A 24,410-nucleotide genomic window follows, 5' to 3' on the forward strand; every position below is an offset into this window, starting at 1 on the left:
CAAAATACTACTGGTGGCCGAGCGGTGGGTCGAGATCGTCGGCATCTGCCTTGCGGCCGAGGATCTGGCGAAATCCGTTTGCCGAAAATGGCTGTAGCAACTGCGCCAGGAATCCGTCCGCAATACGCCCGCTTATGCCGATATCGGCGGGCGGGCGGCGGCTTGGGTTGAAATAAGTCCCGAAAAGCTGATCCCACAGGACGAGGTTCTCGCCGTAATTGGTATTTCCCTCGGCGAGAACGCGTGAATGGTGCCATCGGTGCAGGCGCGGCGTGCTGAAGATCAGATCGAACGGTCCTGTTCGAAGATCGATGTTGCAATGGGTCAGAAGGCCAATGAAGGCTGTGACTGCGCCGATCCACAGGAATACGGGCAATGGCGCGCCCAGGAGATAGAGCGGAAGCTGGCTGAGCGCGATCTTGACGAGCGAATCGATGAGGTGAAAGCGTCCAGTATTGACGACCCAGAGGCGCTCGACGCTGTGATGGAGCGCATGAAACCGCCAGAGCGAAAGAATTTCGTGCGCGGCTCTGTGGGCAACATACAGCCCGAGCTCGGCAATGATCAGGCCCAGCATCACTTGAAGACCGAGGGGCCAGGCGTCTGGCCAGATGTGCGCCGGGCCGCTGATCACTGGCTGGGCAACAGTTGCAATTGCCAGCGGCGCCGACGCGCCTATCGCTGCGGCTATCTGAACTCCGCCCTTGTTCAACAGGGTATGGGCTATGTCGTTGAGCGCCTCCCCGTCGTGATGCAGCCATTGCTGCTCGAAGGGCATCAGGCGCTCCAAGAGTGCGATTGAGGCAACGATAGCCAGGTAGACAACATTGAACCACAGCAGAGGTGCGCCTGTGCGGAACGCAAAACCTGCTCCTGTCAGCCCAAGGGCAAATAGCGTCGGCCACAGTATCCATGAAAACGCGATGTAAACAGGCGCTTGGCTACGGTCGGTCACATGCCACCTCCGACGAAACTGACGATGTACCATGCTACACTCCACTTGCCCCTGTGAAGCAATAGCTGAAGTCAATATCGCGCCTCACGGTTACGCATATGAACCCGATATCAGCCGAATTTCCAAGTCAAGCAATCCGTGTCTTCCGAATTCTTGCAATTGTCGGCATGCCTGCTTCTTGCTAGGTCCAGCCTAGTCAACGAAACCCCGCCGCAGGCCGCAATGCTCCCCAAATCATCCGATCAACTGCCGAATCCGCTTGTAGGTATCGCGCTCGCCTGCTCGGGCTATTCGCTGTTCGCAATCCAGGATGCCGTCGTGAAATGGCTCGTGGCCGACTATCCAGTTCCACAGATCCTTTTCATACGCAGCGTCATCGTCGCTACGGCTGCAGGCTTTATGGTTCGGCGGCTGCGGCATCCGTCGATCCTGAAAAGCAAGCACCGAAGTTCCCTGATGCTGCGCGCCGGTCTGATGTTCTCCGCCTGGATGGCCTACTATTCCGCAGCAAAGCATCTCGGACTTGCCGAGATCACCACGATGTATTTTTCCGCTCCGATCATCGTCATCCTGTTGTCGATCCTGATCCTCAAGGAAAATGTCGGTCCCATACGCTGGCTTGCCTGCATCGGGGGATTTGTCGGGGTGGTGTTGGCAGCAAATCCGACAGTGGCGCCGACCCTCGTGCCGGCCGGGATGGTTGTCTTCGCCGGCTTCTGCTGGGCCTGGAGCACGGTGCTCGTCCGCCTCGTCAGCCGCACCGAAAGCACGCTGAACCAGATGATGGCGACAAGCTTTCTGTTTGTCCTCGCCTGCGGCGCAACCCTGCCGTGGCTCTGGAAGACGCCGGACCTTGCGGGTTGGGCGTTGATGCTCGGTCTTGGTGTCGTCGCAACGGTCGGTCAGTACCTGCTCTATGAAGGCTTCCGACATGCACCGGCCTCAACACTGGCTCCCATGGAATACAGTGGTCTGGTCTGGGCGTTCCTTTATGGTTACCTCATCTGGTCGGAGATCCCGACTGTAAATGTGGTTGGAGGCGCCCTTTTGATCGTGGCGTCGAGCCTGGCGCTCGTCTGGTGGGAACGCCGGCAGATACTTGCCAGCCGTCGTATTGCTGCCTGAGAACGATGGTGGCGCAAGCGCCCCTTACAAAACATCTGGCAATCGTCGCGAACGACGATTGCGTGCAAGCAAGTAATCGTTTCTATTTTCCGTGCACCCGAAAGTTGAAATATAGACGAAAATGTCGCCTAGTACATATTAATGAAGGGCATTACTTCAAAAGGCGCGCAAGCACGTGACCATAAGATCGAGTCTCAGGTCCGTAGGTCAAGGGCACACAAGATCAAAAGCGTTCAATTCCCGAAGTATTGCTTATTGTCGTTTAAATTCATACTATTAGTGGCGATGTGCGCCCTCGTTCATGGTTCGATCGGCGGCTCGTTCACGTGGCGATATTGTTTCCATCAACGCGCATTTTGACATTTGCCGTAACCGAAATGGATGACCCAGGAGGCTCGATTTAAAGCTAAAATCTCCGCATCAACGTCTGATTCATTTGAAAACTCAAAGAGAATAGATGAGCGCATCAATTTATATTAGATAAGGTTAATTGTTGACTATTGCATGGACTAATTTTTACGCTTAGCATTATTTCCACAGCAACAACAAACGAAACAGACTGAACCAGCGCCTGGTGAGGAATTCCTTAGACTTAAGCATAATAGCTGGTGAATGCATTTCACCGGCGGGCTAAACTGTGCTCAGACGAGGCCGGACATGGAAATTGAGTTATATTTTCCAAGCTTTGTTTCCGCGACCGGGCTTTGTACCAGAAGGGGTTCGACCACTTCCGGACCATACTCGATGATGCTCGCACCGACGGAAGCAGGCCGCTGGAATAATGACGCGGCGCACTGCCGCTTTGGGCCGAAGTCGCCGAAGGCTGCCGGGATGGCCAGTTCAATGCGGACGTCGTGGAAAACGGAAAGAAGAAGTCCATGTGGACGATCCTCTCCTACTGGATGAACGGCCTGACGAACCCGATACTGGTCAAGAGTGGCGCAGGGCTCCTGAAGAGCGCAGGCGTTTCGCAGGACAATCTACTGAGGATTCCGGATTTCGTCGGCGCGCGTTGTGCACTTGATGCAGCGAACGGCGATGTTTCCGTGATGACAGTAGCCGGTATCGCGCTCCTGTCCGGCTTCGGCACGGAACGGGATCCGCAGGCCGGCACCATGTGGCTGAAGAGGGCATCGGCAGCAGCCGGTCCGGAGGCGTCGCAGGCGATGTATCGATTGGCCGAAATCAACAGGTATGGCGTAGGTGTCGATGCCGACCGCGCCAAGGCGAAGGGTTGGAAGCGCAGGGCGGTTCGCGCCGCCGCAATGTCCCCCATTGCGCTCGACCTCGAGATCGAAAACACGCAGGCCAGCCGCACCCGAACCATCAGGTGGTTTCAGCGCGCGCAAGCACTTCGGCCCGTTCAATCAGGCAGGAAACTCAGAAGAATGGGGATGGGTGCCGAAGGGTCGCCTGCGCTGCAGTTAGAGGAGGTCGGGGACGATGGCGTGGAAGAGTGAGCGAAAGCGGAGCATTACATTTCGCAAACGCAGATTGCGCGACAGTCCATTTGGCTGGACCTTGCAGCCGTTGAGGGAAGCCGGCCCACGGGTTATGGCATGTATGGCGCTTATCATGCCTCCGCCCCGCGGTTCCGGGCTGGATCGTCTCCCCAATTGGATCGTGCTGTTGAGTACCCAAGCCACCCCAGGGGCGCATCAGAAAATGTTCGACGGCATTCGGCCGCGCTCAGGCGGCCGGAACAGCGACGACGATGAGTGATGGGGCAGCGATCACAGACGAACGCGAAGCATCGGAATAGATGGGAAGGTCCCGTCGGCTCGGCCCATAGAGGAAGATCGCCCCGTCCTTTGGCCTCGCGCGGCTGTGGAGGATGGACGCCGGCTCGAACGTCTCGACCGCCGAACAGCCGATGATCGCAATCAGCCTCTATTTCGATTACGCGCAAATCTGCGTTGCTCCAAGAATGTCGGCGGCGCTGCGCTACTTCGCAGGGGTGGGATGGCAACTGCACCGTCAAGGTCTTCTCTGACGCGATGCCTCAAGGATGCGCAGATGCTCTACAGTCGGAACGCACGCCATGAAATGCCCGCCCAGAACCGAGCGCGGACTTTGGCACTCGGGGGCGAATTCTGTAGAATATCCGTTGGCGCGCGCTGCTGACGACGCTGCCGCCTGCGGGAAATGCAATCGAGCGATCTTTTCTGGCAAGCCGACCTCGACTGCGTCGTCCAGCAGCGCGCAAAGCACCAATGCCTAAAGAGTTAATATTCACACGGCTGGAACGGCGCCGCGATGCTAAGTTTGGTTTCGCGGAATTGTCCAAAAACGCTTTAAGTAACTAGTATAAATTGTATTAATGTGACAGAAATTTAACAATTATATTGAATGTTATCTATATGTTTCTTAGTGATTTATGTAGATATTCTTTGGAATTCAGGAAATTCCGACGGTCATTGGTCTGAGCTTCTGCCGGTCACCATGCTCCGCACTACAATGGGCTGGCCCATCCGTCCGGAAAGCCGATCCAGCGGCATTTCGACAAATGCGGTGTCCGCAAATATGCTTTTGGCGGAAAGGTTTGCCCTGCAAACTTCCCGTCAATGACTACGCGACGAAATCGACGGCACCTTCTATCATTGCGGAATGCAATTTCGAACGCATCATCAGGAAGAGGCGGAAGTATGTCGTCAGCTGCCCAGTCAGCGGAAATCATTATGATTTTCCCAGCCTGAAGCCAGACGCGGCGCAGTGATCGGCGCCAGGCCTGCGTGGCTGCTGCGCAGAGCCGCCGCCTGCCGGTTTGCCAGACGTTAACGACGCGCATCGAGCTGAATGAGCTCCAGGTGAACGCCGCGTTCGACGTGGTCGTTTGGTCTCAAGGCGACGCGACGCGGGCCCCAGCGATCGCCTTCAGGCGATATTACTCCAGAATTGAAACTTATAGTTCGGTGGTTTTGCAGATTCGGCGCCCCGCTACTTCGGAATTACTGAATAAGGAGTATTCATGGGCTGATTGTTGTATGGGTTTATCTTGTGTTAACTAAGCTGGCGGGTTGAGGGTTACAGGTTATGACCATGCCAGTCGAACAAAGCTGGAGCGGGCGCCTTTCGGTCAGAAGCGATCGAAGCTGGTTTGGCCTGAACAGCGTTGCTATAACATACGTTGCCGCGGCGCTTGATTTTGTCGTGCTGCTTGTGGCGAGCACCGGGGGCTATTGGCTCTATGGGCAGTTTGCCTTTGGAGCCTATGGCGATCTGTCGCCGTATGTCGGCATCGGATTGCTGGTGGCCACCGTCTTCGTCCTGGCCATGGGTGGCCTACATGCTTATCGGCCCCCTGAAATTCTGTCGTTTCGGCGTCAGGTGGCAATGATCTGCACGTGTCTTCCGGCAGTGCTCGTATTTTTGCTGGCGATTGTCTTCTTTCTGAAGATAGGAGAAACGGTTTCGCGCGGCGCGATCCTGTCGACCGCAATCCTGTCTTTGGGTGGACTGATTTCGCTGCGCCTGATGTGGTATTCGTATCTGAAGAGAGCGATCGCCCACGCCGCTTTCCCTACCCGGCGTGTGCTGTTGATCTGCCACAGTGCAACGCTCACCGAGCCGATCATGCAGAAGGCGGCCCTTGGCGGGCTCTCCGTCAAGCATACGATGTACATCGGCCAAGCAGACGGCACCGCGGCCACTATGCGGGAGGATTGTGAGAAGCACGGTATCGCCGATGTCGATGAGGTGCTGATCATCTGGGGGGACTATGGCAAGCTGCAGACGCTGGAGGCATGTCTGTCAGCTTTGCGCCAGTTCTGCTTGCCGGTAAGCGTAATGTTTGCCGGGCTGGTTGGCGACATCGCCGAAGGATCAGCACAGAGCATTGGCGAGAGTCGCGCCTTCCAGACGCACCGGCCGCCGCTCGACATGTTCGAACGCAGCGTGAAGCGGGCCTTCGACATTGCCTTTTCGATCGCGGCACTGACGGTGATGTTTCCCATCTGCCTTGTCATTGCGATCGCCATCAAACTCGACAGCAGCGGGCCAGTGTTTTTCGTTCAGTCGCGCAAGGGCTACAGCGGCCGGCCGTTCCGAATTCTGAAGTTCCGCAGCATGACGGTTCTGGAGGACGAGGGCGACATCCGCCAGGCCACACGCAACGACCCCAGAGTAACACGGGTAGGCGCGTTCATCCGCTCGGCAAGCCTAGATGAACTGCCGCAGTTCTGGAATGTGCTGAGGGGTGAGATGTCGGTAGTTGGTCCGCGCCCGCATGCAATGGCGCACGACGACCTCTACGGAACGCTGATTGCGCAATATGCCTCTCGCCGGCATGTGAAGCCTGGCCTGACCGGATGGGCGCAGATCAACGGACACCGAGGCGAAACGCCTACTGTCGACAAGATGGCAGACCGCGTGCGCCACGACATCTGGTATATTAACAATTGGTCGCTATGGCTCGACCTCAGGATCATTTTTTCGACGGTGCTCAGCATGCGCGATCGCACCAACGTCTACTAGCAGTTCGTCGCTGACCTTTGTGTTTGCGTTGGTATCGAGAGGGGTGCGTGGGCGATGATATTAGTGACAGGCGGCGCCGGGTTCATCGGCTCGAATTTCGTTCTCGACTGGCTGGCGCAAACCGACGAACCGGTCTTGAACCTGGATGCTTTGACCTACGCCGGCAACCTGCACAATCTGCGGTCTTGTGACGGCGACCCACGTCATCTCTTCGTTCACGGGAACATCGGCGACGCGGCGCTTTTGGCAAGCCTCCTGTCGCAGCATCAACCAAGGGCGATCATCAATTTCGCCGCCGAGAGCCACGTCGACAGGTCGATCCACGGGCCGGAAGACTTCATCCAGACGAATATTCTGGGAACCTTCCGTTTGCTCGAAGCGGCGCGGGCTTACTGGACCGGACCGCGGGACGAGGCAGCCTTCCGTTTTGTCCACGTGTCGACGGACGAAGTGTTCGGGACACTCGATGCCGAGGATCCGGCATTCCACGAAGAAACCCGCTATCAGCCCAACAGCCCGTACTCCGCCAGCAAGGCGGCGAGCGACCACCTGGTGCGCGCCTATCACCACACCTATGGGCTGCCGGTGCTGACGACCAATTGTTCGAACAACTACGGGCCGTTTCATTTTCCCGAAAAACTCATTCCCCTGGTGATCCACAATGCGCTGCAGGGCGGGCCGCTGCCACTCTATGGCGACGGGCAGCAGGTCCGGGATTGGCTCTACGTCAAGGATCATTGCAGCGCTCTCCGGCGCGTATTGGAGGGGGGTGAGCCAGGGCAGACCTACAACATCGGCGGCTGGAACGAGCGAACCAATCTCGATGTGGTAACGATGCTATGTGACGTTCTCGACGAACTCCGCCCCCGCGTCGACGGCATGCCATACAGAGATCAGATTGCATTCGTCAAAGATCGGCCGGGTCATGACCGACGCTACGCGATCGACGCGCGCAAGATTGAGAAAGATCTCGGTTGGCGGCCGGCCGAGACGTTCCAAAGCGGAATCCGCAAGACGGTGACGTGGTATCTCGACAATCCCGACTGGGTCCACGACGTCACCTCAGGCGGCTATCGCAACTGGCTGGAGAAGCAATACGCATGAGCCTGGTGCTTCTCGGCAAGAGTGGCCAAGTTGGCCTTGAACTTCAGCGCACGCTGCTTCCGTTCGGCCGAATGACGGCCTTGGGCCGCGATGCTGTCGATTTGGAGGCAACCGACGAGATCGCGGGAAAATTCGACAGGTATCGTCCGGAGATCATCGCGAATGCGGCAGCATTTACCCAGGTCGACCTTGCCGAAGAAAGTTCCGACGCGGCGTTTCGGATCAACCGTGACGCCGTGGGGATCATGGCTGAATACTCTCGCAACCGTAATGCCTTGCTCGTTCACTATTCCACGGACTATGTCTTCAGCGGCGACAAAACATCGCCTTATGTGGAGACGGACGAAACGCAACCTCTGAATGTCTATGGCCGCTCGAAACGTGCTGGAGAATTGGCGATAGAGGCCTCGGGTTGCAGACATCTGCTGTTTCGGACGAGCTGGGTCTTTTCTGCCGAGGGCGCAAACTTCATCACCACCATACTTCGTCTTGCACGGGAAAGGCCAAGCCTTCGCATCGTCGCCGATCAATTTGGTGCGCCGACTTCCGCAGAATTGATTGCGGATGTGACGGCGCTGGCCGTTGCCGCTTACCGTCGCGGCGACATGGCGGGAGGAACATATCACCTCACTGCAAACGGCCGGACAAGCTGGCACGAATTTGCCTGCCACATTGTCCGACGCGCCTCGGAGATTGGCTTCGAATTACAGGCGAGCGCCGACGATATCGAGCCCATCACGACACAAGAATATCCGCGACCTGCGGCGCGGCCGTACAATTCCTCATTGAACACGGACGCGTTAGCTTCCGCTCTCGGCATCACCTTGCCGGACTGGACTGTCCATGTCGATCGGATGCTTGAGCAACTTCGAAAGCGGGGATGGAAGCCATGACCCGAAAAGGGATCATTCTGGCCGGGGGGTCTGGCACGCGCCTGCATCCCGCAACACTTGCCATCAGCAAGCAGCTATTGCCGGTATTCGACAAACCGATGATCTACTATCCACTGAGTACGCTGATGCTGGCGGGCATCCGCGACATTCTCGTCATTTCGACTCCACAGGATATTCCGCGTTTCGAGCAGTTGCTTGGCAGCGGTCGTGAATGGGGCGTGCGTTTCTCCTACGCCGAGCAACCGTCACCGGACGGGTTGGCGCAGGCATTCGTCATCGGTGAGACATTCCTCGACGGGTCGCCCTCGGCGCTTGTTCTCGGCGATAACATCTTCTACGGGCACGATTTGCCGATGTTGCTCGCAAGCGGCATGTCGCGTGAGGTAGGGGCGACGGTCTTTGCCTATCACGTGCTGGATCCGGAGCGCTACGGTGTCGTGGAGTTCGACAATGAACGCAGGGTTCTCTCGATCGAGGAGAAGCCCGCGATTGCCAAATCGAACTATGCCGTGACGGGGCTTTACTTCTACGACCAGCGAGCCGTCGAGTTTGCCAAACAGCTGCGTCCGTCTCCACGGGGCGAGCTGGAAATCACCGATCTCAACCGATGCTATCTCGACGACGACAGCCTGACGGTCGAAATCATGGGACGCGGCTATGCGTGGCTGGACACGGGCACGCATGATTCCCTCCTCGACGCCGGTCAGTTCATCTCCACGCTGGAGCGTCGTCAGGGTCTCAAGGTTTCTTGTCCCGAGGAAATCGCCTTCCGAAACGGCTGGATCAGCGCCGTCGAGCTCGAGCGGCTCGCTGCACCGCTCAGCAAAAATGGATACGGCAAATACCTCCTGCGGCTCCTGGATGAGGGTGGCACTCGATGAAAGTCAGACCTCTCGATATCGGAGACGTGCTTCTCATGGAGCCGACAGTTTACGGAGATGAAAGAGGCTTCTTTTTCGAGAGCTTCAACCAGCCTCGTTTTAACGCGGCTGTCGGCCGGGATGTCGATTTCGTTCAAGACAATCATTCGAAATCGGCCAAGGGGGTGCTGCGGGGTCTGCACTACCAGATCAGTCATCCGCAGGGGAAACTCGTTCGGGTGGTTGAAGGAGAGGTGTTCGACGTCGCTGTCGACCTGCGTCGATCTTCACCCACGTTCGGAAAATGGGTCGGCGAGATGCTTTCCGCCGACAATAAGCGCCAAATCTGGATTCCGCCCGGTTTCGCGCACGGATTTCTTGTTCTGTCTGAAACAGCCCAGTTCCTCTACAAGACCACGGACATCTATTCGCCGGAAAGTGAACGTGCCATCCTCTGGAGCGACACCGCGCTGGACATTCGCTGGCCGACGGATTGTACGCCTGTTCTTTCGCCCAAGGATGCGGCGGCTTCTTCGTTTGAGGCAGCTGAATTCTTCGATTGAGGAACTCCGGAATACCGGACGGGCGGGGATGCGAAAGGCCTTGTTGCTGCTGTTAGGTCTTAACACCGTCGTAGCGCGCTGCGACGCGCCGGCGTGCAATCGTCCTTCAAAGAGATGCAGTGAACAAAAGACGCCTTCGAATTGTTGCTCGCCAAACTTCGGGCCGGCAAATCAGGTCAGCTGCCGACGAACCCATCCATTCGATACCCGTGGCATTTTGAAAGCGTGATTTGCAAGCTTGTCTGGTTTCAAACCGAGCCGCCTTCATCCACGCGAACGACCTGACGGCGCCTGCGTCGGACTTGTGCCCTGGATTCAGAGACAGCGCTGCATGATGTGCTGACGCACCAAGCCCTTAAGCCGGTCGGAATCGCTGGCTTCGATCGCATCGATCATCATATGATGCTCGCGGCCGGACTGCTCCACGCGCGCGCGCGTCCGCCACTGAGAGACCGGAGCGGACGATGTCCGCTGGCGAATCTCTGTGACGAGCTCCACCAGTTCGAGGTTGCCGCCGAGGATCAGCAGATGGCGATGGAACGCCAGATTGGCTTCGTAAAGCTCCAGCGTCGTTCCGTTCAGTGCCATATTGTCGAAATGCTCGGCCAGTTGCCGCAGCCGGAGGATCTCGGCCGGTGTCGCATTTTCGACTATCGCGGTGGCAGCGGCTGTCTCGAGAACGACGCGGATTTCGCTCACCTCTCGTGCCCGCCGTCCATCCGGTTCATAGACATGGTAGCCACTATTGGGCACATGCTCGACCAAGCGTTTCTGGGCAAGGCGGTCCAGAGCCCGGCGCACTTCGGGGCGCGTGCATTTGTAGCGACGTTCGAGGTCGATCTGCTTCAGCCATGTTCCCGGCAACAGAACGCCTGCAAGAATATCCTGCAGCACAAGATCGGTCACATCTCGCGCGTCGGATCCTTCCGACTTCGAATTCATCACGACCTTCGCCATTCGCACCCCCGGAATTTCCATGACCCATATCACGCCCGATCGAATTTCTGTAGGCGCATAAAGCGCTTAGGACTGTCCAAAATTAATTCGCGCATGTGGATTGCACAAAAAAACTTTGTATCATAAATTGGCGCCAATTTTGGATACTATGCGAAACCGGATAGCTTTGAAAGCCATGAAAAACACGAATGCCGTTTGGGACATCGTCGAAAGCAAGCGCGAGGCCTACTTCGCGCTGAGCGACCGTATATGGGACATGCCGGAAACGAACTACTGCGAATACCGCTCGGCAGAAGAGCATGCGCGCCAGCTCGAAATCGAAGGCTTTCGCGTCGAACGCGGCTTTGCCAGCCTTCCGACGGCAGTCATGGGCGAGGCGGGCGAGGGCGGCCCGGTGATCGCCATCCTCGGCGAGTTTGACGCGCTTCCTGGTATGAGTCAGGAAGCCGGACTTGCCGAGAAGCGCGAGGCCGCGCCGAACGGCAATGGCCACGGCTGCGGGCACAACATGCTCGGCGCCGGCTCGATGCTGGCTGCCGCCGCCGTCAAGGATTTTCTCGCCGCAAACGGCCTGAAGGGCCGTATCCGCTATTACGGCTGCCCCGCGGAAGAGGGCGGTTCGTCAAAGGGTTTCATGGTGCGGTCCGGCGTCTTTGACGATGTCGACATCGCCATCTGCTGGCATCCGGCTGCCTTTGCCGGCATCAACAATCCGGTTTCGCTCGCCTGCAACGAACTCAACTTCCACTTTACCGGCCGCGCCTCGCATGCGTCCGCGACGCCGCATCTCGGGCGCAGCGCGCTCGACGCCGTCGAGCTCATGAATGTCGGCGTGAACTACATGCGCGAGCACATGCCTTCGACCGCCCGCATCCACTATGCCGTCACCGACACTGGCGGCCACGCACCCAACGTGGTCCAGGCGCGTGCTGCCGTCCGCTATCTCATCCGCGCGCGAAACCTGCCTGAGCTGCATGCATTGGTCGCCCGCGTAAGGAAGGTGGCGGAAGGGGCGGCGCTGATGACGGAGACGTCCGTGCGCAGCGAAGTGATCAGCGGCGACGCGAACCTCGTCGGCAACCGTCCGCTCGAGGAGCTGATGTTCGCAAACCTGGAGCGGCTCGGGCCCCCGGTCTTTGACGAGGCGGACCGCAATACGGCCCGCGCGTTCCAGCAGACCATGAGCGCCGAGGACATCGCCTCCTCCTATCAGCGCTTCGGGCTAAAGGCGAAGAAGGACCAGCCGCTCTGCGAGGAAATCTTCCCGCTCTATGCCGGCGACAGTACGATCGTCGGCTCGACCGACGTCGGCAGCGTCAGCTGGGTCGTGCCGACGGTGCAGATGCGCGGTGCGACCTACGCGATCGGCACGCCCGGCCATTCGTGGCAGCTCGTTGCCCAGGGCAAGCTTCCCGTCGCCCACAAGGGCACCGAACATGCTGCGAAAGTAATGGCGAGCACGGCCATCGACCTCATCCGCAACTCAGCACTCATCGAGGACGCCAAGGCGGACCTCAAGGCCCGCCTCGATGGGACGCCCTTCGTCAACCCCATCCCTGACGACGTTCAGCCGCCACTGCCCGAAAGAGAGGCACGATGAACCAACCCGGCATCCTGGAGCTGGTAAGCTTCGGCCCTGACGGCTGGGGCAAGGCGCTGTTAGCCGGCGCGTGGATGACGATTCTGATCGCGCTGGCCGGCTATTCGATCGGAGCCGTGATCGGCACGTTCGGCGCCTGGGCGAAGATTTCGGGCGGTCGCGGCCTCAGGATGGCGGCTGACACCTACACGACCGTCCTGCGCGGCATACCCGACCTTCTTGTCATCTACCTCTTCTACTTCGGCGGAAGCGCCCTTGTATCCGCCATCGGCCAGATGTTCGGCGCCGACGGTTTCCTCGGTTTTCCCGGCTTCCTCGCTGGTTCGCTTGCGGTTGGAGTGACCTCCGGTGCACAGTTCACCGAAATCTTCCGTGGCGCCTTCAAGGCCGTACATCCGGGCGAGATCGAGGCCGCCGTCGCCTGCGGCATGGGGCGCGCCCTTCGTTTCCGCCGCATCATCGCGCCGCTGACGCTGCGCCACGCGCTGCCCGGGCTCGGCAACGTCTGGCAGGTGGTGCTGAAGGAGTCAGCGCTCGTCTCGATCACAGGCGTCGCCGAACTGCTGCGCCAGACGCAGATCGCCGCCGGTTCCACCGGCCTGCCCTTCGATTTCTATGTCATTGCCGGTGGTATCTATCTCATCATCTCGACCGGCTCCGGGGTGTTTCTGCGGCGCGCCGAAAAACAGCTGTCGCGCGGCGTGAGGAGGGGCTGATGGATTGGGGCTTTCTCACCGAAACCTTCCTCAGCCTCATCTCGGCGATCCCGTTGACGCTGACGCTTGCGGTAACCTCGATCGCGCTCGGCGCGATCCTGGCGCTGGCCATCGCCCTTTGCCGGCTCTCCGGCGTGCTTGCGCTCGAATGGTTTGCGCGCGCCTATGTCTTCGTCTTCCGCGGAACGCCGCTGCTCGTGCAGATCTTCTTGATCTATTACGGCCTTGGCCAGTTTGCGGCAGTGCGCCACAGCTTCCTGTGGCCCCTCCTGCGCGAAGCTTATTGGTGCGCAGTCCTGGCGCTCACCATGAACACCGCCGCCTATGCCAGCGAGATCATCCGCGGCGGATTGCAATCCGTGCCCTTCGGCCAGATCGAGGCTGCGCGCGCCTGCGGCATGCCACGGTTCATGCAGTTCCGCCGCATCCTGTTGCCCCTGGCGATCCGCCAGGCGCTGCCGGGCTACGGCAACGAGATGATCTCGATGGTGAAGGCAACCTCGCTCGCCTCGATCATCACCCTCATGGAAGTGACGGGCGTTGCGGCACGAATCATTTCCGAGACCTACCGCGCTATCGAGGTCTTCATCGTCGCCGGTGCTGTTTATCTCGCGATCAACTTCCTGCTGACGCGGCTGGTGCATCTTGTTGAATACTGGCTGAGCCCGCATCTGCGCCAGCCCGATCCCCATCATCCGGCGGCGGACGCCGCACCCGCACTTGAAGGAGACGCCCGATGACCGCGGCGAACACCTCTCGTCCCCCGGTCGCGCTCAGCGTCCGCGACCTGCATAAGAGCTTTGGCTCCGTCGAAGTCCTCAAAGGCATATCGCTCGAAGCGCACGAGGGCGACGTCGTGTCGATCCTCGGCTCATCGGGCTCGGGAAAATCCACCTTCCTGCGCTGCATCAACCTGCTCGAGACGCCGAATTCCGGCGAAGTCACTGTCGCCGGCGAAACCATTCGCATGGTCCCGGACGGCAGGCATGCTAGCCGTCCGGCCGACCGCCGACAGGTCGACCGCATTCGCTCGCAGCTCGGCATGGTGTTCCAGAGCTTCAATCTCTGGTCCCACAAGACGGTGCTTGAAAACGTCATCGAGGCTCCGATCCACGTTCAAGGCCGGTCAAGGGCCGAATGCATCGAGGAAGCGGAAGCGCTGCTTGCAAAGGTCGGCATTGCCGAGAAACGCAATTTCTATCCCTCGCATTTGTCCGGCGGCCAACAGCAGCGCGCCGCGATCGCCCGCGCGCTTGCCATGCGTCCGAAGGTGATGCTCTTCGACGAGCCGACTTCAGCCCTCGATCCGGAACTGGTCGGCGAGGTGCTGCGCGTCATGCGCAGCCTTGCCGAGGAAGGCCGCACCATGCTGGTCGTGACCCACGAAATGGGCTTTGCCCGCGATGTTTCCAGCCGCGTCGTCTTCCTGCACAAGGGCGTCGTCGAGGAAGACGGCAAACCGCAGGACGTCTTCCTCAATTCCCGCTCAGAGCGCTTCAGGCAGTTCATCAGCAAATAGATTCCAACCCAAACAACGAAAAAGGGGACCAAAACATGATACTTCTTTCACGGATTTTCGCGGCGATCTCCGCCACCACCCTGGTCGCGGCCGCAACTGTCGCGCACAGCGAAGACAAGAAGTGGACGACGGTCACGATCGCCACCGAAGGCGCCTTCAAGCCTTACAACTTCACCAAGCCGGACGGCACGCTCGACGGCTACGAAATCGAGCTCACCAAGTATCTCTGCGATCGCATGAAAGTGGAGTGCAAGGTTGTCGTCCAGAACTTCGACGGCATGATCCCGGCGCTCAACGCCGGCAAGTTCGACGCCATCGTCTCCGGCATGTCGGCGACTGCCAAGCGCGAAGAAGTCATCGCCTTCAGCGACTCGTATGGCTCAACCGGCCAGGCCTTTGCGACATCCAAGTCGAGCGAACTTGCAGGCCTGCCGGAGAAGGGCCAGGTCTTCTCGCTCGCCAGCGACGAAGCCGGCGCCGTGGCTGAAATCGAGAAGATCAAGCCAATGCTGCAGGGCAAGACGATCGGCGTGCAGACAGCTTCGACTGGAGCGGCCTTCGTAAATAAGTATCTCAAGGATGTCGTCGAGGTTCGTGAATACAAGACAACCGAGGAGCATGATCTCGACCTCAAGGCGGGCCGCGTCGATCTCGTCATGGCATCAATGGCCTACCTCACCACCGCGTCGCAGAAGCCGGGCAACGAGGACATGGCGACGGCGGGTCCGCGCTTCCAGGGCGGGTTCCTGGGTCGTGGCAGCTCCGTCGGTCTGCGCAAGGACGACGCTGAGCTGAAGGCGATGTTCAACGACGCGATCGCAGCCGCAAAGGCAGACGGCACAATCAAGACGCTGTCGGAAAAGTGGTTTGGCTTCGACGTTACGCCGAAGTGATCTAGCGGACCGTCGTTTCGAAGCCCGGTGGGAACCCCCGCCGGGCCACTCTCTGGATCTCCGGTGATGGCTGATCGACAGTTTCGTCCGAGATCTGACCGGCTTTTTTGAGATACGGTGGTTGAGGAGCATCACCAACCTTACAAGATGCGCGCCATCGGCGGTCACGACCCTTGTCGCTCGCGATCCATTTGTTTGTTGAGGTAACGTGATGGCGAAATATCGGGGATAGACCACCAACTGCTTGGGGCCGGAGCGGTGACACGTGATGCCGCTGATTTACTGTTCCTGCCGTCTGACATCAAGGAGCCTGATCGCAACCGACAGAGATCGCGCATCGTTCACGGACGGCACATCCGAGATGGGTCCCGAGGAGACGGACCCTAGAGGCCGTGTGATGAACTGGATTGTTTGACGTCAGAACGTGAGAGCCGGAACGTTCCTCTCACTCTGTCACGGTCTGCCGGCTTGGGCTTCGATCCCGTCTCATCACCCGCAGCCCTCATTTCGCCCCACATTGAAACTTCCGCGCGAAATGACCCGATGCTAGGCGCTTTCCGGAAACGTTTCGGTGTGGCAAATAGGAACGAGGCATTTTCAGCGAGGGAGGAAGATTGGCGCACATGAGGGGAATTCGTCAGTTGGCCAAGCATCTCGATATCTCTATCGGGACAGTCTCTCGGGCGCTCAACGGCAAGCCGGACGTGAACGAGGAGACGCGCCGGCGCGTGCTTGCAGCAGCCGAGGAACTTGGCTACGTGGCAAACCAGTCAGGGCGCAGCCTTCGCCAGGGCACGACAAACGTCATCGGTCTGATGATCGAGTCCAGCAAGGAAACCCTCGAGAACGGCGACAACTTCTTTCTCGGATTGACGGGCGGCTTGCAGAGCGTCTTCGTTCGCCACAAGCTTGATCTCGTCATGCTCCCTTGCCCAAGCGAGGAGGATCCCCACGAGTATCTGAAGCGCATGGTGGCGCGACATGTCGTCGATGCCATGATTATCTCCGCCACCCAGCGCATCGACAAGCGTATCGATTTTCTGGCAAAGGCGAAAATCCCGTTCGTGGCTCTCGGACGCAGTGCTTCAGGCGGCAATTATACCTGGATAGACCTCGATTTCGAAGGCGTGGCTGCCTGCGCCGTCGATCGCCTGATTTCCAAGGGGCACCGGCGCATTGCGATTGCGGCTCCTTCCAATGACATCAATCTCGGCTACATCTTCGTCGACGCATACCGTCAGGCACTGGAACGGCACGGCATCGAGTACGACCCGGCGCTGGTCATCCGCGTGAAGTCGAGCGAGCAGGGCGGTTATCAGGCCGGGGACGATTTGCTCGGGCTGGAGAGCAAGCCTACGGCGATCATCCTGATCTACGAGCTGATGGCGATCGGCCTCTACCGCCGAATGGTCGAGGCCGGCATTGTGCCCGGCCGGGATCTTGCCGTCATCGGCTTTCGCGAAGAGCCCCGCGCCAGGTTCCTTCAGCCGACCCTGACCTGCTTCCGCATGTCACTGCGCGATCTCGGAGTGGAGCTTGCCGAAACGCTGCTTGCCACCATGCCGGCGTATGCGGAATTCTATCCGAAGGGCGCGCGCAATGCGATCTGGCCACTCGAACTCGCGCCCGGCGAGAGCGATGCCTTCACACTCAACAGCTGACGTCAGGAACGCTTTCCATGCAACCCCGTGACTTCCTGAAAAGCCTGTTTTTTGCTGCCGTCGATGCCGCCGATCCCCTCACGGGCATCAAGCGCCACCTGCCACCAAAGCCGAAGGGCCGGACCGTCGTTGTCGGCGCCGGCAAGGGTGCTGCCCAGATGGCAGGCGCGCTCGAAAGCGTCTGGGACGGACCGCTCGAAGGCATCGTCGTGACCCGGTATGGCTACGGCTGCGACACGCGCCACATCGAGATCATTGAAGCCGCACACCCCGTTCCTGACGCAGCCGGACTGATTGCATCCAGGCGGCTCATGGAGGCAGTCATGACGCTCGCCGAAGACGACCTCGTCATTGCGCTCGTTTGCGGCGGCGGCTCCGCGCTGCTGCCAGCCCCGCCGGAGGGCTTGACGCTTGCCGACGAGATCGGACTCAACGAGCAGCTATTGGCTTCAGGTGCGCCGATCTCGGCTATGAACGTCGTGCGCAAGCACCTCTCGACCATCAAGGGCGGTCGGCTGGCGGCGGCAACGCGGGCCCGCGTCGTCAGCCTGATCGTCTCCGATATTCCCGGTGACAATCCGGCCCTTGTTTCGTCGGGGCCGACCGTACCTGACCATTCGACCCGCCACGACGCCCTTGCGATCGTCAAGCAGTACGGCTTGCAGCTTCCACAGGCAGCACTCGATCATCTGGCCTCGCCGAAGGCCGATGCGCCAAACCCGGATGATCCTGTCTTTGCCCGTCACGTGCACCATGTCGTTGCATCCGCCGGCGTCTCGCTGGAGGCGGCTGCGGCGGTAGCGCGTGCGCAAGGAATAACACCCGCCATCCTTTCCGATTCGATCGAGGGCGAGTCACGCGACGTCGCTTCAGTGCACGCCGCGATTGCCCGCGAGGTCCTCGCCAAGGACAGGCCGTTCGCCAAGCCGGTGGTCATCCTGTCCGGTGGTGAGACGACCGTCACCTTGAAAGGCAAGGGAGGCAAGGGCGGACGAAACGGCGAGTTTGCGCTTGCCATGGCGCTTGCGATCGAGGGGCATGACCTGCATCTTCTGGCGGCCGATACCGACGGGATCGACGGTTCGCAGAACAATGCAGGCGCCTTTGCGGACGGCGAAACGATGCGGCGATTGAGAGCGGCAGGCTTCGACCCTCGGCGCCTGCTCGACGGCAACGACAGCTATAGCGGTTTCAAGGCAATCGGCGACCTCTTCGAGACGGGACCGACCGGCACCAACGTCAACGATTTCCGGGCGATCCTGGTTCGATGAAGCCGACTGCGTGCCGTCGGACAGGGAACCTCGCACAAAACCGGAATCCGCCTGTGACGATCGGCAAATATGCGGTCGCGCGAGTAGGGGAACGGCATGCAAGCGTTCCGTCACGAAGGCACGCCTTTTTCTGAATCTAGGCACCAATCGCCGTCAGCTGCGGCCGCTGTAGACCGTCGGCCTTGCCATAGGCGCGCAGAAACGTACGCACAGCATTGCGGGCCGCGCTCTCCAGTTGGTCGTCTGTCGGCGTTCCGCCAAACAGCGTCAGCATCTGCAGATCGGCGTTGCAGAGGGCCACAAACTGGCGCGCTGCCAGATCGAAATCGTCGATTGCCAATGCCCCGCTATGGTTCAGCCTTGCCAGGAGCGCCGATAGTGCATTTGTCAGTTTTCCCGGTCCCTGCTGCCGCCACGAAGCGAAGAGGTGAGGATAGTGCTCGCCTTCGGTTTGGACCAGCTTGCGCAGGAATTTACCGTCGTGATTGCAGATGCAGTTCTTGCTGAGCCGGACGGAAAACGCAGTCAGGTCGTCTTCCAGGTTGTCCGCCTTGTCCGGGAAACTGGTCAGGACCGAAAACAGCATGGAATTGGCTCGGTTCATCACGTCGTCGACGACGGCGACAAACAGCGTTTCCTTTTCCCGATAGTGATTGTAGATTGTCTGGCGCGACACGCACGCCTCGGCGGCGATCTCATCGATGCTAGCTCCGGCGAACCCCTGGCGGCAGAAAACGTTTGCCGCGGCTTCAAGGATGGACAAGCGCTTGGCACACTGTCCGCGCTGCGTATGCCCTGCCGTCCCCTTCGCCGGTGTAACTCTATTCTTCATGAAGCAAAGATAAGGCGTATTGACGTTTTAGACAATAGTGTCTAATTTGACATTAGTGTCCAAATTTATAGACACAGTGGTTTGCCGGGGGCACGGGTCCTCCCAAGAGCGTTTTCGTCGGCGACCGACCATCAATGAACCCCTCGAGAGCAATGCGGCGGAGCGACAATCCGGTCACTTCGCCGCGGTTTCATGAAAGATTACCACTATGACGGCTCCCTTCTTTCGCATTGCACTCATCCTCGGCCTTCTCTCGGCCATCGGTCCTTTCGCGATCGACATGTATCTTCCCGCCCTTCCATCGATCGGGCAGGACCTTGGCGCGGATAACAGCGTCACCCAGCTGACACTTCTCGCCTTCTTCATTTCCTTCGCGCTTGCACAGCTTCTCTATGGTCCGATCTCGGATACCTGGGGGCGCAAGCTGCCGCTTTACCTCGGTATCGGGATTTTTGCACTTGCCAGCATCGGCTGCGCGCTTGCCACCAATATCGAGACGCTAGTCATGTTTCGTTTCCTCCAGGGCATCGGCGGTGCCGCCGGCATGGTGGTACCGCGCGCCATCGTTCGCGACATGCATACCGGCGTTCAGGCCGCGCGCCTGATGTCGCTGCTGATGCTCGTCTTCAGCATCTCGCCGATCCTTGCCCCGCTGACAGGTAGCGCCGTTATTCAGTTTTACGGCTGGCGCGGCGTCTTCTGGGCAGTTACAATCGCTGCTTTCATAGGTCTTGTCCTGCTGGCGACCCAGCTCGACGAAACGCGGTCAAAGGAGGATCGCGCCGGCAGCGGCCTGAAATCGGCGATGGCGGCGTACTCCCTGTTGCTTCGCGACCGCAATTTCATGACCTTGACCTTCATCGGCGGTCTCGGCATTTCAGGTTTCCTCGTCTATCTCGCCAACTCGTCCTTCGTGCTGATCGAGCATTACGGGCTGTCGCCGACGCAATACAGCCTCGCGTTTTCGGTCAATGCTGTCTCGTTCTTCACGGTGTCGCAGGCAACGGGCTGGCTCGGCGATCGCTTTGGATTGGTGCGCGTCATGCGGCTCGCGGTCACGGCCTTTTCATTCGTCATGATCGTTCTTGCGGTCCTGATGGCGGCGGGTTTCGACCAGTTGCCGGTCCTCGTCGCCTTCCTTTTCATCGGCTATGGCTTTCTTGGTCTCGTCATCCCGACAAGCGCAGTGCTCGCTCTCGAAGATCACGGTGAAATTGCCGGCACCGCATCATCGCTGATGGGAACCCTGCATTTCGTCATCGCCGCCGTCGCCATGGTCATCTCCGCTTTCTTTGCGGATGGCACGGCCTTGCCGATGACGATGGGTATCGCGCTCTGCGCGCTGTTTGCCTTCCTTCTGACGCAGGCGACGATCGGTCGCCGCGCCGCCGTCGCTCCGGCGGAGTGATGATGCGGCCGCACCCGGGTCAGGGTGCGGCTATCGCATCGGGATCGTTGAGATTGGTTCCCGGCGATCGAACAGGTCAGATTCGGGACCTGGTTGGCCGTCTGCGGCAAGCGCCAGCCAGGCCGTCCATTCGATGGCAGAACTTTTTTATGCTGCACTGCAGCGCGTTTACTCCTAAGGCCCGGCATTCGCAGTGGATTTCCGCAGCATTTCTCCCAATTGCGCATCTCTTGACACTGCGAAACGTTTCCGCTTAGTATCGTAAACGTTTACGGGACACGTTTCGGGAGGAAAACCGGAAGCGGTCCACCGGAGGAAATCGTGACATTGAATGCCGTTCTCTGCGGTTGCGGAGCCATGTCCAAGGGCTGGTTGCGCGCCATCAAGGAAACCCCGGCTCTTGCAGCCGCGATCGAGGTCAAGGGCCTCGTTGACGTCAATCCGGCCGCGGCCGAAAAGCTCGCCGAGGAATTCGGCTTGAGCGGTGCGGTCATCGGCACCGACCTTGCCGGCGTCATTGCCGAGGCCAACGCCGACATCGTTTTCGACGTCGTCATCCCGACTGCACGTTTCAACGTCGTTTCGACGGCGCTGAAGGCCGGCTGCCATGTGCTGAGCGAGAAGCCGATGGCGACGTCGCTGGCCGACGGCGCGGCCCTGATCGATCTCGCCGCCGAAACGGGCAAGATCCACGCCATCATCCAGAACCGCCGCTTCATTTCGGGCGTGCGCCGCATGCGACGCTTCGTCGAGAGCGGTGCGATTGGCGATATCACAGCCATTCATTGCGATTTCTTCCTCGCACCGCATTTCGGCGGCTTCCGGGAAGAAATGCAGAATGTCCTGCTTCTCGACATGGCGATCCACACCTTCGATGCGGCACGCTTCGTCGCTGACAAGAAGCCGCTTGCCGTCTATTGTGTTGAACGCAACCCGAAGGGCTCGTGGTACCAGCACGGCGCATCCGCCAACGCCACTTTCGAGTTTGCTGACGACGTCGTGTTCACCTACCGAGGCTCATGGTGCGCCGAGGGCGAGCGCACCAGCTGGGAGAGCCAATGGCGCCTCGTCGGCTCCAAGGGAATGCTCAGCTGGGACGGTGAGGACACCTTCCGGGCAGCGGTCGCAGGCGCGGAGCAAGGCCTGTTGTCTGGCTTCAGGCCGGTCGGGGTTCCCGCTCCCGCGAACGACGACGAGACCCACGGCCACGCTAGTGTGATCGCCGACTTCATCAAGTCGATCAGGACCGGCACGCGGCCGGAGACAGCAAGTTCCGACAACATCAGAAGCCTTGCCATGGTCTTCGGCGCGATCGAGAGCGCAAAGACCGGCAAGCGCATTGAAATTTCAGCATAAGGATCGAGATTGTGAGCAACCCCGCAAAGTCCATTCGTGTCGGCACCATGGTGAGCGCCTCCAAGGGCGGCGCCGACAAGCGCATCGGCCAGATTGCAGACATGGGCTTCGAAAGCTTCGAACCCTTCTTCTGGCAGACCACCAACGGCCAGGATCTCGCCGAACTCGGCAAGCGCTCGATCGAGGCTATCGGCGACCGGGACATTACCATTTCCACGCTCGGCATGTTCGGCAATCCGCTCGAGACGACCGAAATCGACCTGCAGACGCTGCAAGGCTGGAAGGATTGCATCGACAATGCGCATCACTTCGGCGCCACCTGCGTTGCCGGCTTTACCGGCCGCATCCGCAACAAGCCGCTGACCGACAGCCTGCCGCGCTACAAGGAAATCTGGAGCGAGCTTGCCAAGCGCGCAGCCGACAAGGGCGTCAAGATCGCCTTCGAAAACTGCGCCATGGACGGCAACTGGGCGACCGGCGACTGGAACATCGCGCACAACCCTGATGCCTGGGAGCTGATCTTCAACGAGACGCCTGATGACAACATCGGCCTCGAATGGGAACCCTGCCACCAGATGGTCTATCTGATCGAGCCGTTGCCGCAGATCCGCAAATGGGCCTCGAAGATCTTCCATGTTCACGGCAAGGATGCGACGATCCGCTGGGATGTGATCAAAGAGCACGGGATCTTCGGCAAGGAGAAGTTCGTGTTCATGCGCACGCCGGGCTTCGGCGACAGCAACTGGACCGACATCATCTCCGAGCTTCGCCTTGCAGGCTGGTCCGGTTCCATCGACATCGAAGGCTGGCATGACCCGGTCTACCGCGATGCGCTCGAGATGACCGGACAGGTTTATGCGCTGAACCATCTGAAGCATGCCCGGGGCGGCGATTTCGTCGTCGATCCGGTTTGAGAGTATGGTAGCCGGCGAGGAGGAATCGCCGGCTCGACGGGATAACCACAAAGGAGGAGAACTATGGGTATCCGCAAATTTGCAATGATCGGCGCTTTGGCGCTGGCAGGCGTCTCGCTCTTCGGTCTCGCTGCCAAGGCAGAGGACGTCACCTTGACTCTCTGGGCGCTGGACAAGGACATCCAGCCGGCACCGAATCTCGTCAAGGCATTCAATGCCCAGAACAACGGCATCAAGATCGAATACCGTCTGATCCAGTTCGATGACGTCGTCACCGAAGCGATGCGCGCCTACGCGACCGGCCAGGCGCCCGATATCATTGCCGTCGACAATCCGGAGCACGCGCTGTTTTCGTCGCGCGGGGCCTTCCTTGACCTGACGGACATGATCTCCAAATCCACCGTTATCAAGCCGGACAACTACTTCCCTGGCCCGCTGAAGTCGGTCGAGTGGGACGGCAAGTACTACGGTGTGCCGAAGGCGACCAACACGATCGCGCTCTACTACAATAAGGACATGTTCAAGGCGAAGGGTCTCGACCCCAACAAGCCGCCGCAGACATGGGGCGAACTTGTCGAGGACGCACGCAAGCTGACCGATCCAGCCAAGAATGTCTACGGACTGGCGTTCTCCGCCAAGGCGAACGAGGAAGGCACCTTCCAGTTCCTCCCCTGGGCGCAGATGGGTGGTGGCAGCTACGAGAACATCAATGCCGAAGGTGCGGTCAAGGCGCTCGACACCTGGAAGACCATCATGGACGAGAAGCTTGCCTCGCCGGATACTCTGACGCGCGGTCAGTGGGATTCCACCGGGACCTTCAACTCCGGCAATGCTGCGATGGCGATCTCCGGTCCGTGGGAACTCGACCGCATGATGAAGGAAGCCAAGTTCGACTGGGGCGTGACGCTGCTTCCAGTTCCGACGGAAGGTGCTGAGCGCTCGTCGGCAATGGGAGACTTCAACTGGGCAGTCTTTGCGAGCACGAAACACCCGGCGGAAGCCTTCAAGGCGCTCGAGTTCTTCGCTTCGCAGGACGACAAGATGTTCAAGAACTACGGCCAGCTCCCGGCCCGCTCGGACATCGTCATTCCGGCGACCGGCGAAGTGCTCAAGGATGAAGCCCTCAAGGTCTTCATCGAGCAGCTGAAATATGCCAAGCCGCGTGGTCCGCACCCGCAATGGCCGAAGATCTCCAAGGCGATCCAGGATGCGATCCAGGCCGCACTGACCGGCCAGATGAGCCCCAAGGACGCGCTTGATCAGGCCGCAGACAAGATCAAGGCAGTCCTCGGTTAATCTCCCGGCATAAC

General features: G+C 59.5%; 22 protein-coding genes. 19 read left to right on the plus strand and 3 right to left on the minus strand.

Annotation, left to right across the window (positions count from 1 at the left end; all coding sequences use genetic code 11):
- Positions 1-7: 7 nt before the first annotated feature.
- Positions 8-955, minus strand: a complete 948-nt coding sequence (olsE, locus tag AC1D2R_RS05660) for an ornithine lipid hydroxylase OlsE (protein WP_477965614.1) — start codon at positions 953-955, stop codon at positions 8-10.
- 222 nt (positions 956-1,177) lie between these two features.
- On the opposite strand from olsE, the gene AC1D2R_RS05665 reads away from it, so the two are divergent.
- From AC1D2R_RS05665 to rfbC, 8 genes are all read left to right on the plus strand, one after another.
- The gene (locus AC1D2R_RS05665; protein ID WP_477965616.1) at positions 1,178-2,080 is read left to right on the plus strand and encodes a DMT family transporter; all 903 of its coding nucleotides are present in this window, start codon (positions 1,178-1,180) and stop codon (positions 2,078-2,080) included.
- 878 nt (positions 2,081-2,958) lie between these two features.
- Positions 2,959-3,540 (plus strand): hypothetical protein, encoded by a 582-nt coding sequence (locus AC1D2R_RS05670; protein ID WP_477965618.1) that lies wholly within the window; start codon positions 2,959-2,961, stop codon positions 3,538-3,540.
- Between the two features lie 374 nt (positions 3,541-3,914).
- Entirely contained in the window at positions 3,915-4,073 is a 159-nt protein-coding gene (locus AC1D2R_RS05675; RefSeq protein WP_477965620.1) for a hypothetical protein, read from the plus strand.
- Positions 4,074-5,119: 1,046 nt separating this feature from the next.
- Positions 5,120-6,553 carry an exopolysaccharide biosynthesis polyprenyl glycosylphosphotransferase gene (locus AC1D2R_RS05680; protein WP_477965622.1) on the plus strand — a complete coding sequence of 478 codons (1,434 nt, stop codon included), beginning with the start codon at positions 5,120-5,122 and terminating at the stop codon, positions 6,551-6,553.
- Positions 6,554-6,607: 54 nt separating this feature from the next.
- Positions 6,608-7,657 (plus strand): dTDP-glucose 4,6-dehydratase, encoded by a 1,050-nt coding sequence (gene rfbB, locus AC1D2R_RS05685; RefSeq protein WP_477965624.1) that lies wholly within the window; start codon positions 6,608-6,610, stop codon positions 7,655-7,657.
- Positions 7,654-8,550, plus strand: a complete 897-nt coding sequence (gene rfbD, locus AC1D2R_RS05690; protein WP_477965626.1) for a dTDP-4-dehydrorhamnose reductase — start codon at positions 7,654-7,656, stop codon at positions 8,548-8,550. Before rfbB ends, rfbD begins: the two co-directional genes overlap by 4 nt.
- Complete coding sequence (gene rfbA, locus AC1D2R_RS05695) at positions 8,547-9,431, plus strand: glucose-1-phosphate thymidylyltransferase RfbA (RefSeq protein ID WP_477965628.1); 885 nt, start codon at positions 8,547-8,549, stop codon at positions 9,429-9,431. Before rfbD ends, rfbA begins: the two co-directional genes overlap by 4 nt.
- Positions 9,428-9,973 carry a dTDP-4-dehydrorhamnose 3,5-epimerase gene (rfbC, locus tag AC1D2R_RS05700; protein ID WP_477965630.1) on the plus strand — a complete coding sequence of 182 codons (546 nt, stop codon included), beginning with the start codon at positions 9,428-9,430 and terminating at the stop codon, positions 9,971-9,973. Before rfbA ends, rfbC begins: the two co-directional genes overlap by 4 nt.
- A 315-nt stretch (positions 9,974-10,288) precedes the next feature.
- Here the strand turns inward: rfbC and AC1D2R_RS05705 are convergent, their stop codons facing one another.
- Positions 10,289-10,930: a GntR family transcriptional regulator gene (locus AC1D2R_RS05705; protein WP_477965632.1), complete on the minus strand. Its 642-nt coding sequence runs from the start codon at positions 10,928-10,930 to the stop codon at positions 10,289-10,291.
- A 175-nt stretch (positions 10,931-11,105) separates the two neighbouring features.
- Between AC1D2R_RS05705 and AC1D2R_RS05710 the strand changes: the two genes are divergently transcribed.
- The 7 genes from AC1D2R_RS05710 to AC1D2R_RS05740 all read left to right on the plus strand — a co-directional run bounded on the left by AC1D2R_RS05710 (position 11,106) and on the right by AC1D2R_RS05740 (position 18,590).
- The gene (locus AC1D2R_RS05710) at positions 11,106-12,530 is read left to right on the plus strand and encodes a M20 family metallopeptidase (RefSeq protein ID WP_477965634.1); all 1,425 of its coding nucleotides are present in this window, start codon (positions 11,106-11,108) and stop codon (positions 12,528-12,530) included.
- On the plus strand, positions 12,527-13,246 hold the full coding sequence (locus AC1D2R_RS05715; protein ID WP_477965636.1) for an ABC transporter permease: 720 nt from the start codon (positions 12,527-12,529) through the stop codon (positions 13,244-13,246). The genes AC1D2R_RS05710 and AC1D2R_RS05715 overlap by 4 nt, the downstream gene beginning before the upstream one ends.
- Positions 13,246-13,986 (plus strand): ABC transporter permease, encoded by a 741-nt coding sequence (locus tag AC1D2R_RS05720; RefSeq protein WP_477965638.1) that lies wholly within the window; start codon positions 13,246-13,248, stop codon positions 13,984-13,986. The genes AC1D2R_RS05715 and AC1D2R_RS05720 overlap by 1 nt, the downstream gene beginning before the upstream one ends.
- Complete coding sequence (locus AC1D2R_RS05725) at positions 13,983-14,765, plus strand: ABC transporter ATP-binding protein (RefSeq protein WP_477965640.1); 783 nt, start codon at positions 13,983-13,985, stop codon at positions 14,763-14,765. The genes AC1D2R_RS05720 and AC1D2R_RS05725 overlap by 4 nt, the downstream gene beginning before the upstream one ends.
- Before the next feature lie 35 nt (positions 14,766-14,800).
- The gene (locus AC1D2R_RS05730; protein WP_477965642.1) at positions 14,801-15,658 is read left to right on the plus strand and encodes a transporter substrate-binding domain-containing protein; all 858 of its coding nucleotides are present in this window, start codon (positions 14,801-14,803) and stop codon (positions 15,656-15,658) included.
- Positions 15,659-16,281: 623 nt separating this feature from the next.
- A complete protein-coding gene (locus AC1D2R_RS05735) occupies positions 16,282-17,319 on the plus strand; it encodes a LacI family DNA-binding transcriptional regulator (RefSeq protein WP_477965644.1) in 1,038 nt (345 codons plus the stop codon).
- Between the two features lie 17 nt (positions 17,320-17,336).
- Positions 17,337-18,590, plus strand: a complete 1,254-nt coding sequence (locus AC1D2R_RS05740) for a glycerate kinase type-2 family protein (protein WP_477965646.1) — start codon at positions 17,337-17,339, stop codon at positions 18,588-18,590.
- 136 nt (positions 18,591-18,726) lie between these two features.
- On the opposite strand, the gene AC1D2R_RS05745 is transcribed toward AC1D2R_RS05740, so the two are convergent.
- The gene (locus AC1D2R_RS05745; protein WP_477965648.1) at positions 18,727-19,422 is read right to left on the minus strand and encodes a TetR/AcrR family transcriptional regulator; all 696 of its coding nucleotides are present in this window, start codon (positions 19,420-19,422) and stop codon (positions 18,727-18,729) included.
- 208 nt (positions 19,423-19,630) lie between these two features.
- Between AC1D2R_RS05745 and AC1D2R_RS05750 the strand changes: the two genes are divergently transcribed.
- From AC1D2R_RS05750 to AC1D2R_RS05765, 4 genes are all read left to right on the plus strand, one after another.
- On the plus strand, positions 19,631-20,830 hold the full coding sequence (locus AC1D2R_RS05750) for a multidrug effflux MFS transporter (protein WP_477965650.1): 1,200 nt from the start codon (positions 19,631-19,633) through the stop codon (positions 20,828-20,830).
- 321 nt (positions 20,831-21,151) lie between these two features.
- Positions 21,152-22,186 carry a Gfo/Idh/MocA family protein gene (locus AC1D2R_RS05755; protein WP_477965652.1) on the plus strand — a complete coding sequence of 345 codons (1,035 nt, stop codon included), beginning with the start codon at positions 21,152-21,154 and terminating at the stop codon, positions 22,184-22,186.
- Between the two features lie 11 nt (positions 22,187-22,197).
- Positions 22,198-23,100: a sugar phosphate isomerase/epimerase family protein gene (locus AC1D2R_RS05760; protein ID WP_477965654.1), complete on the plus strand. Its 903-nt coding sequence runs from the start codon at positions 22,198-22,200 to the stop codon at positions 23,098-23,100.
- Between the two features lie 63 nt (positions 23,101-23,163).
- A complete protein-coding gene (locus AC1D2R_RS05765) occupies positions 23,164-24,396 on the plus strand; it encodes an ABC transporter substrate-binding protein (protein WP_477965656.1) in 1,233 nt (410 codons plus the stop codon).
- Positions 24,397-24,410 lie beyond the last annotated feature (14 nt).

The sequence above is a fragment of the Rhizobium sp. P1_C7 genome (assembly GCF_056406295.1).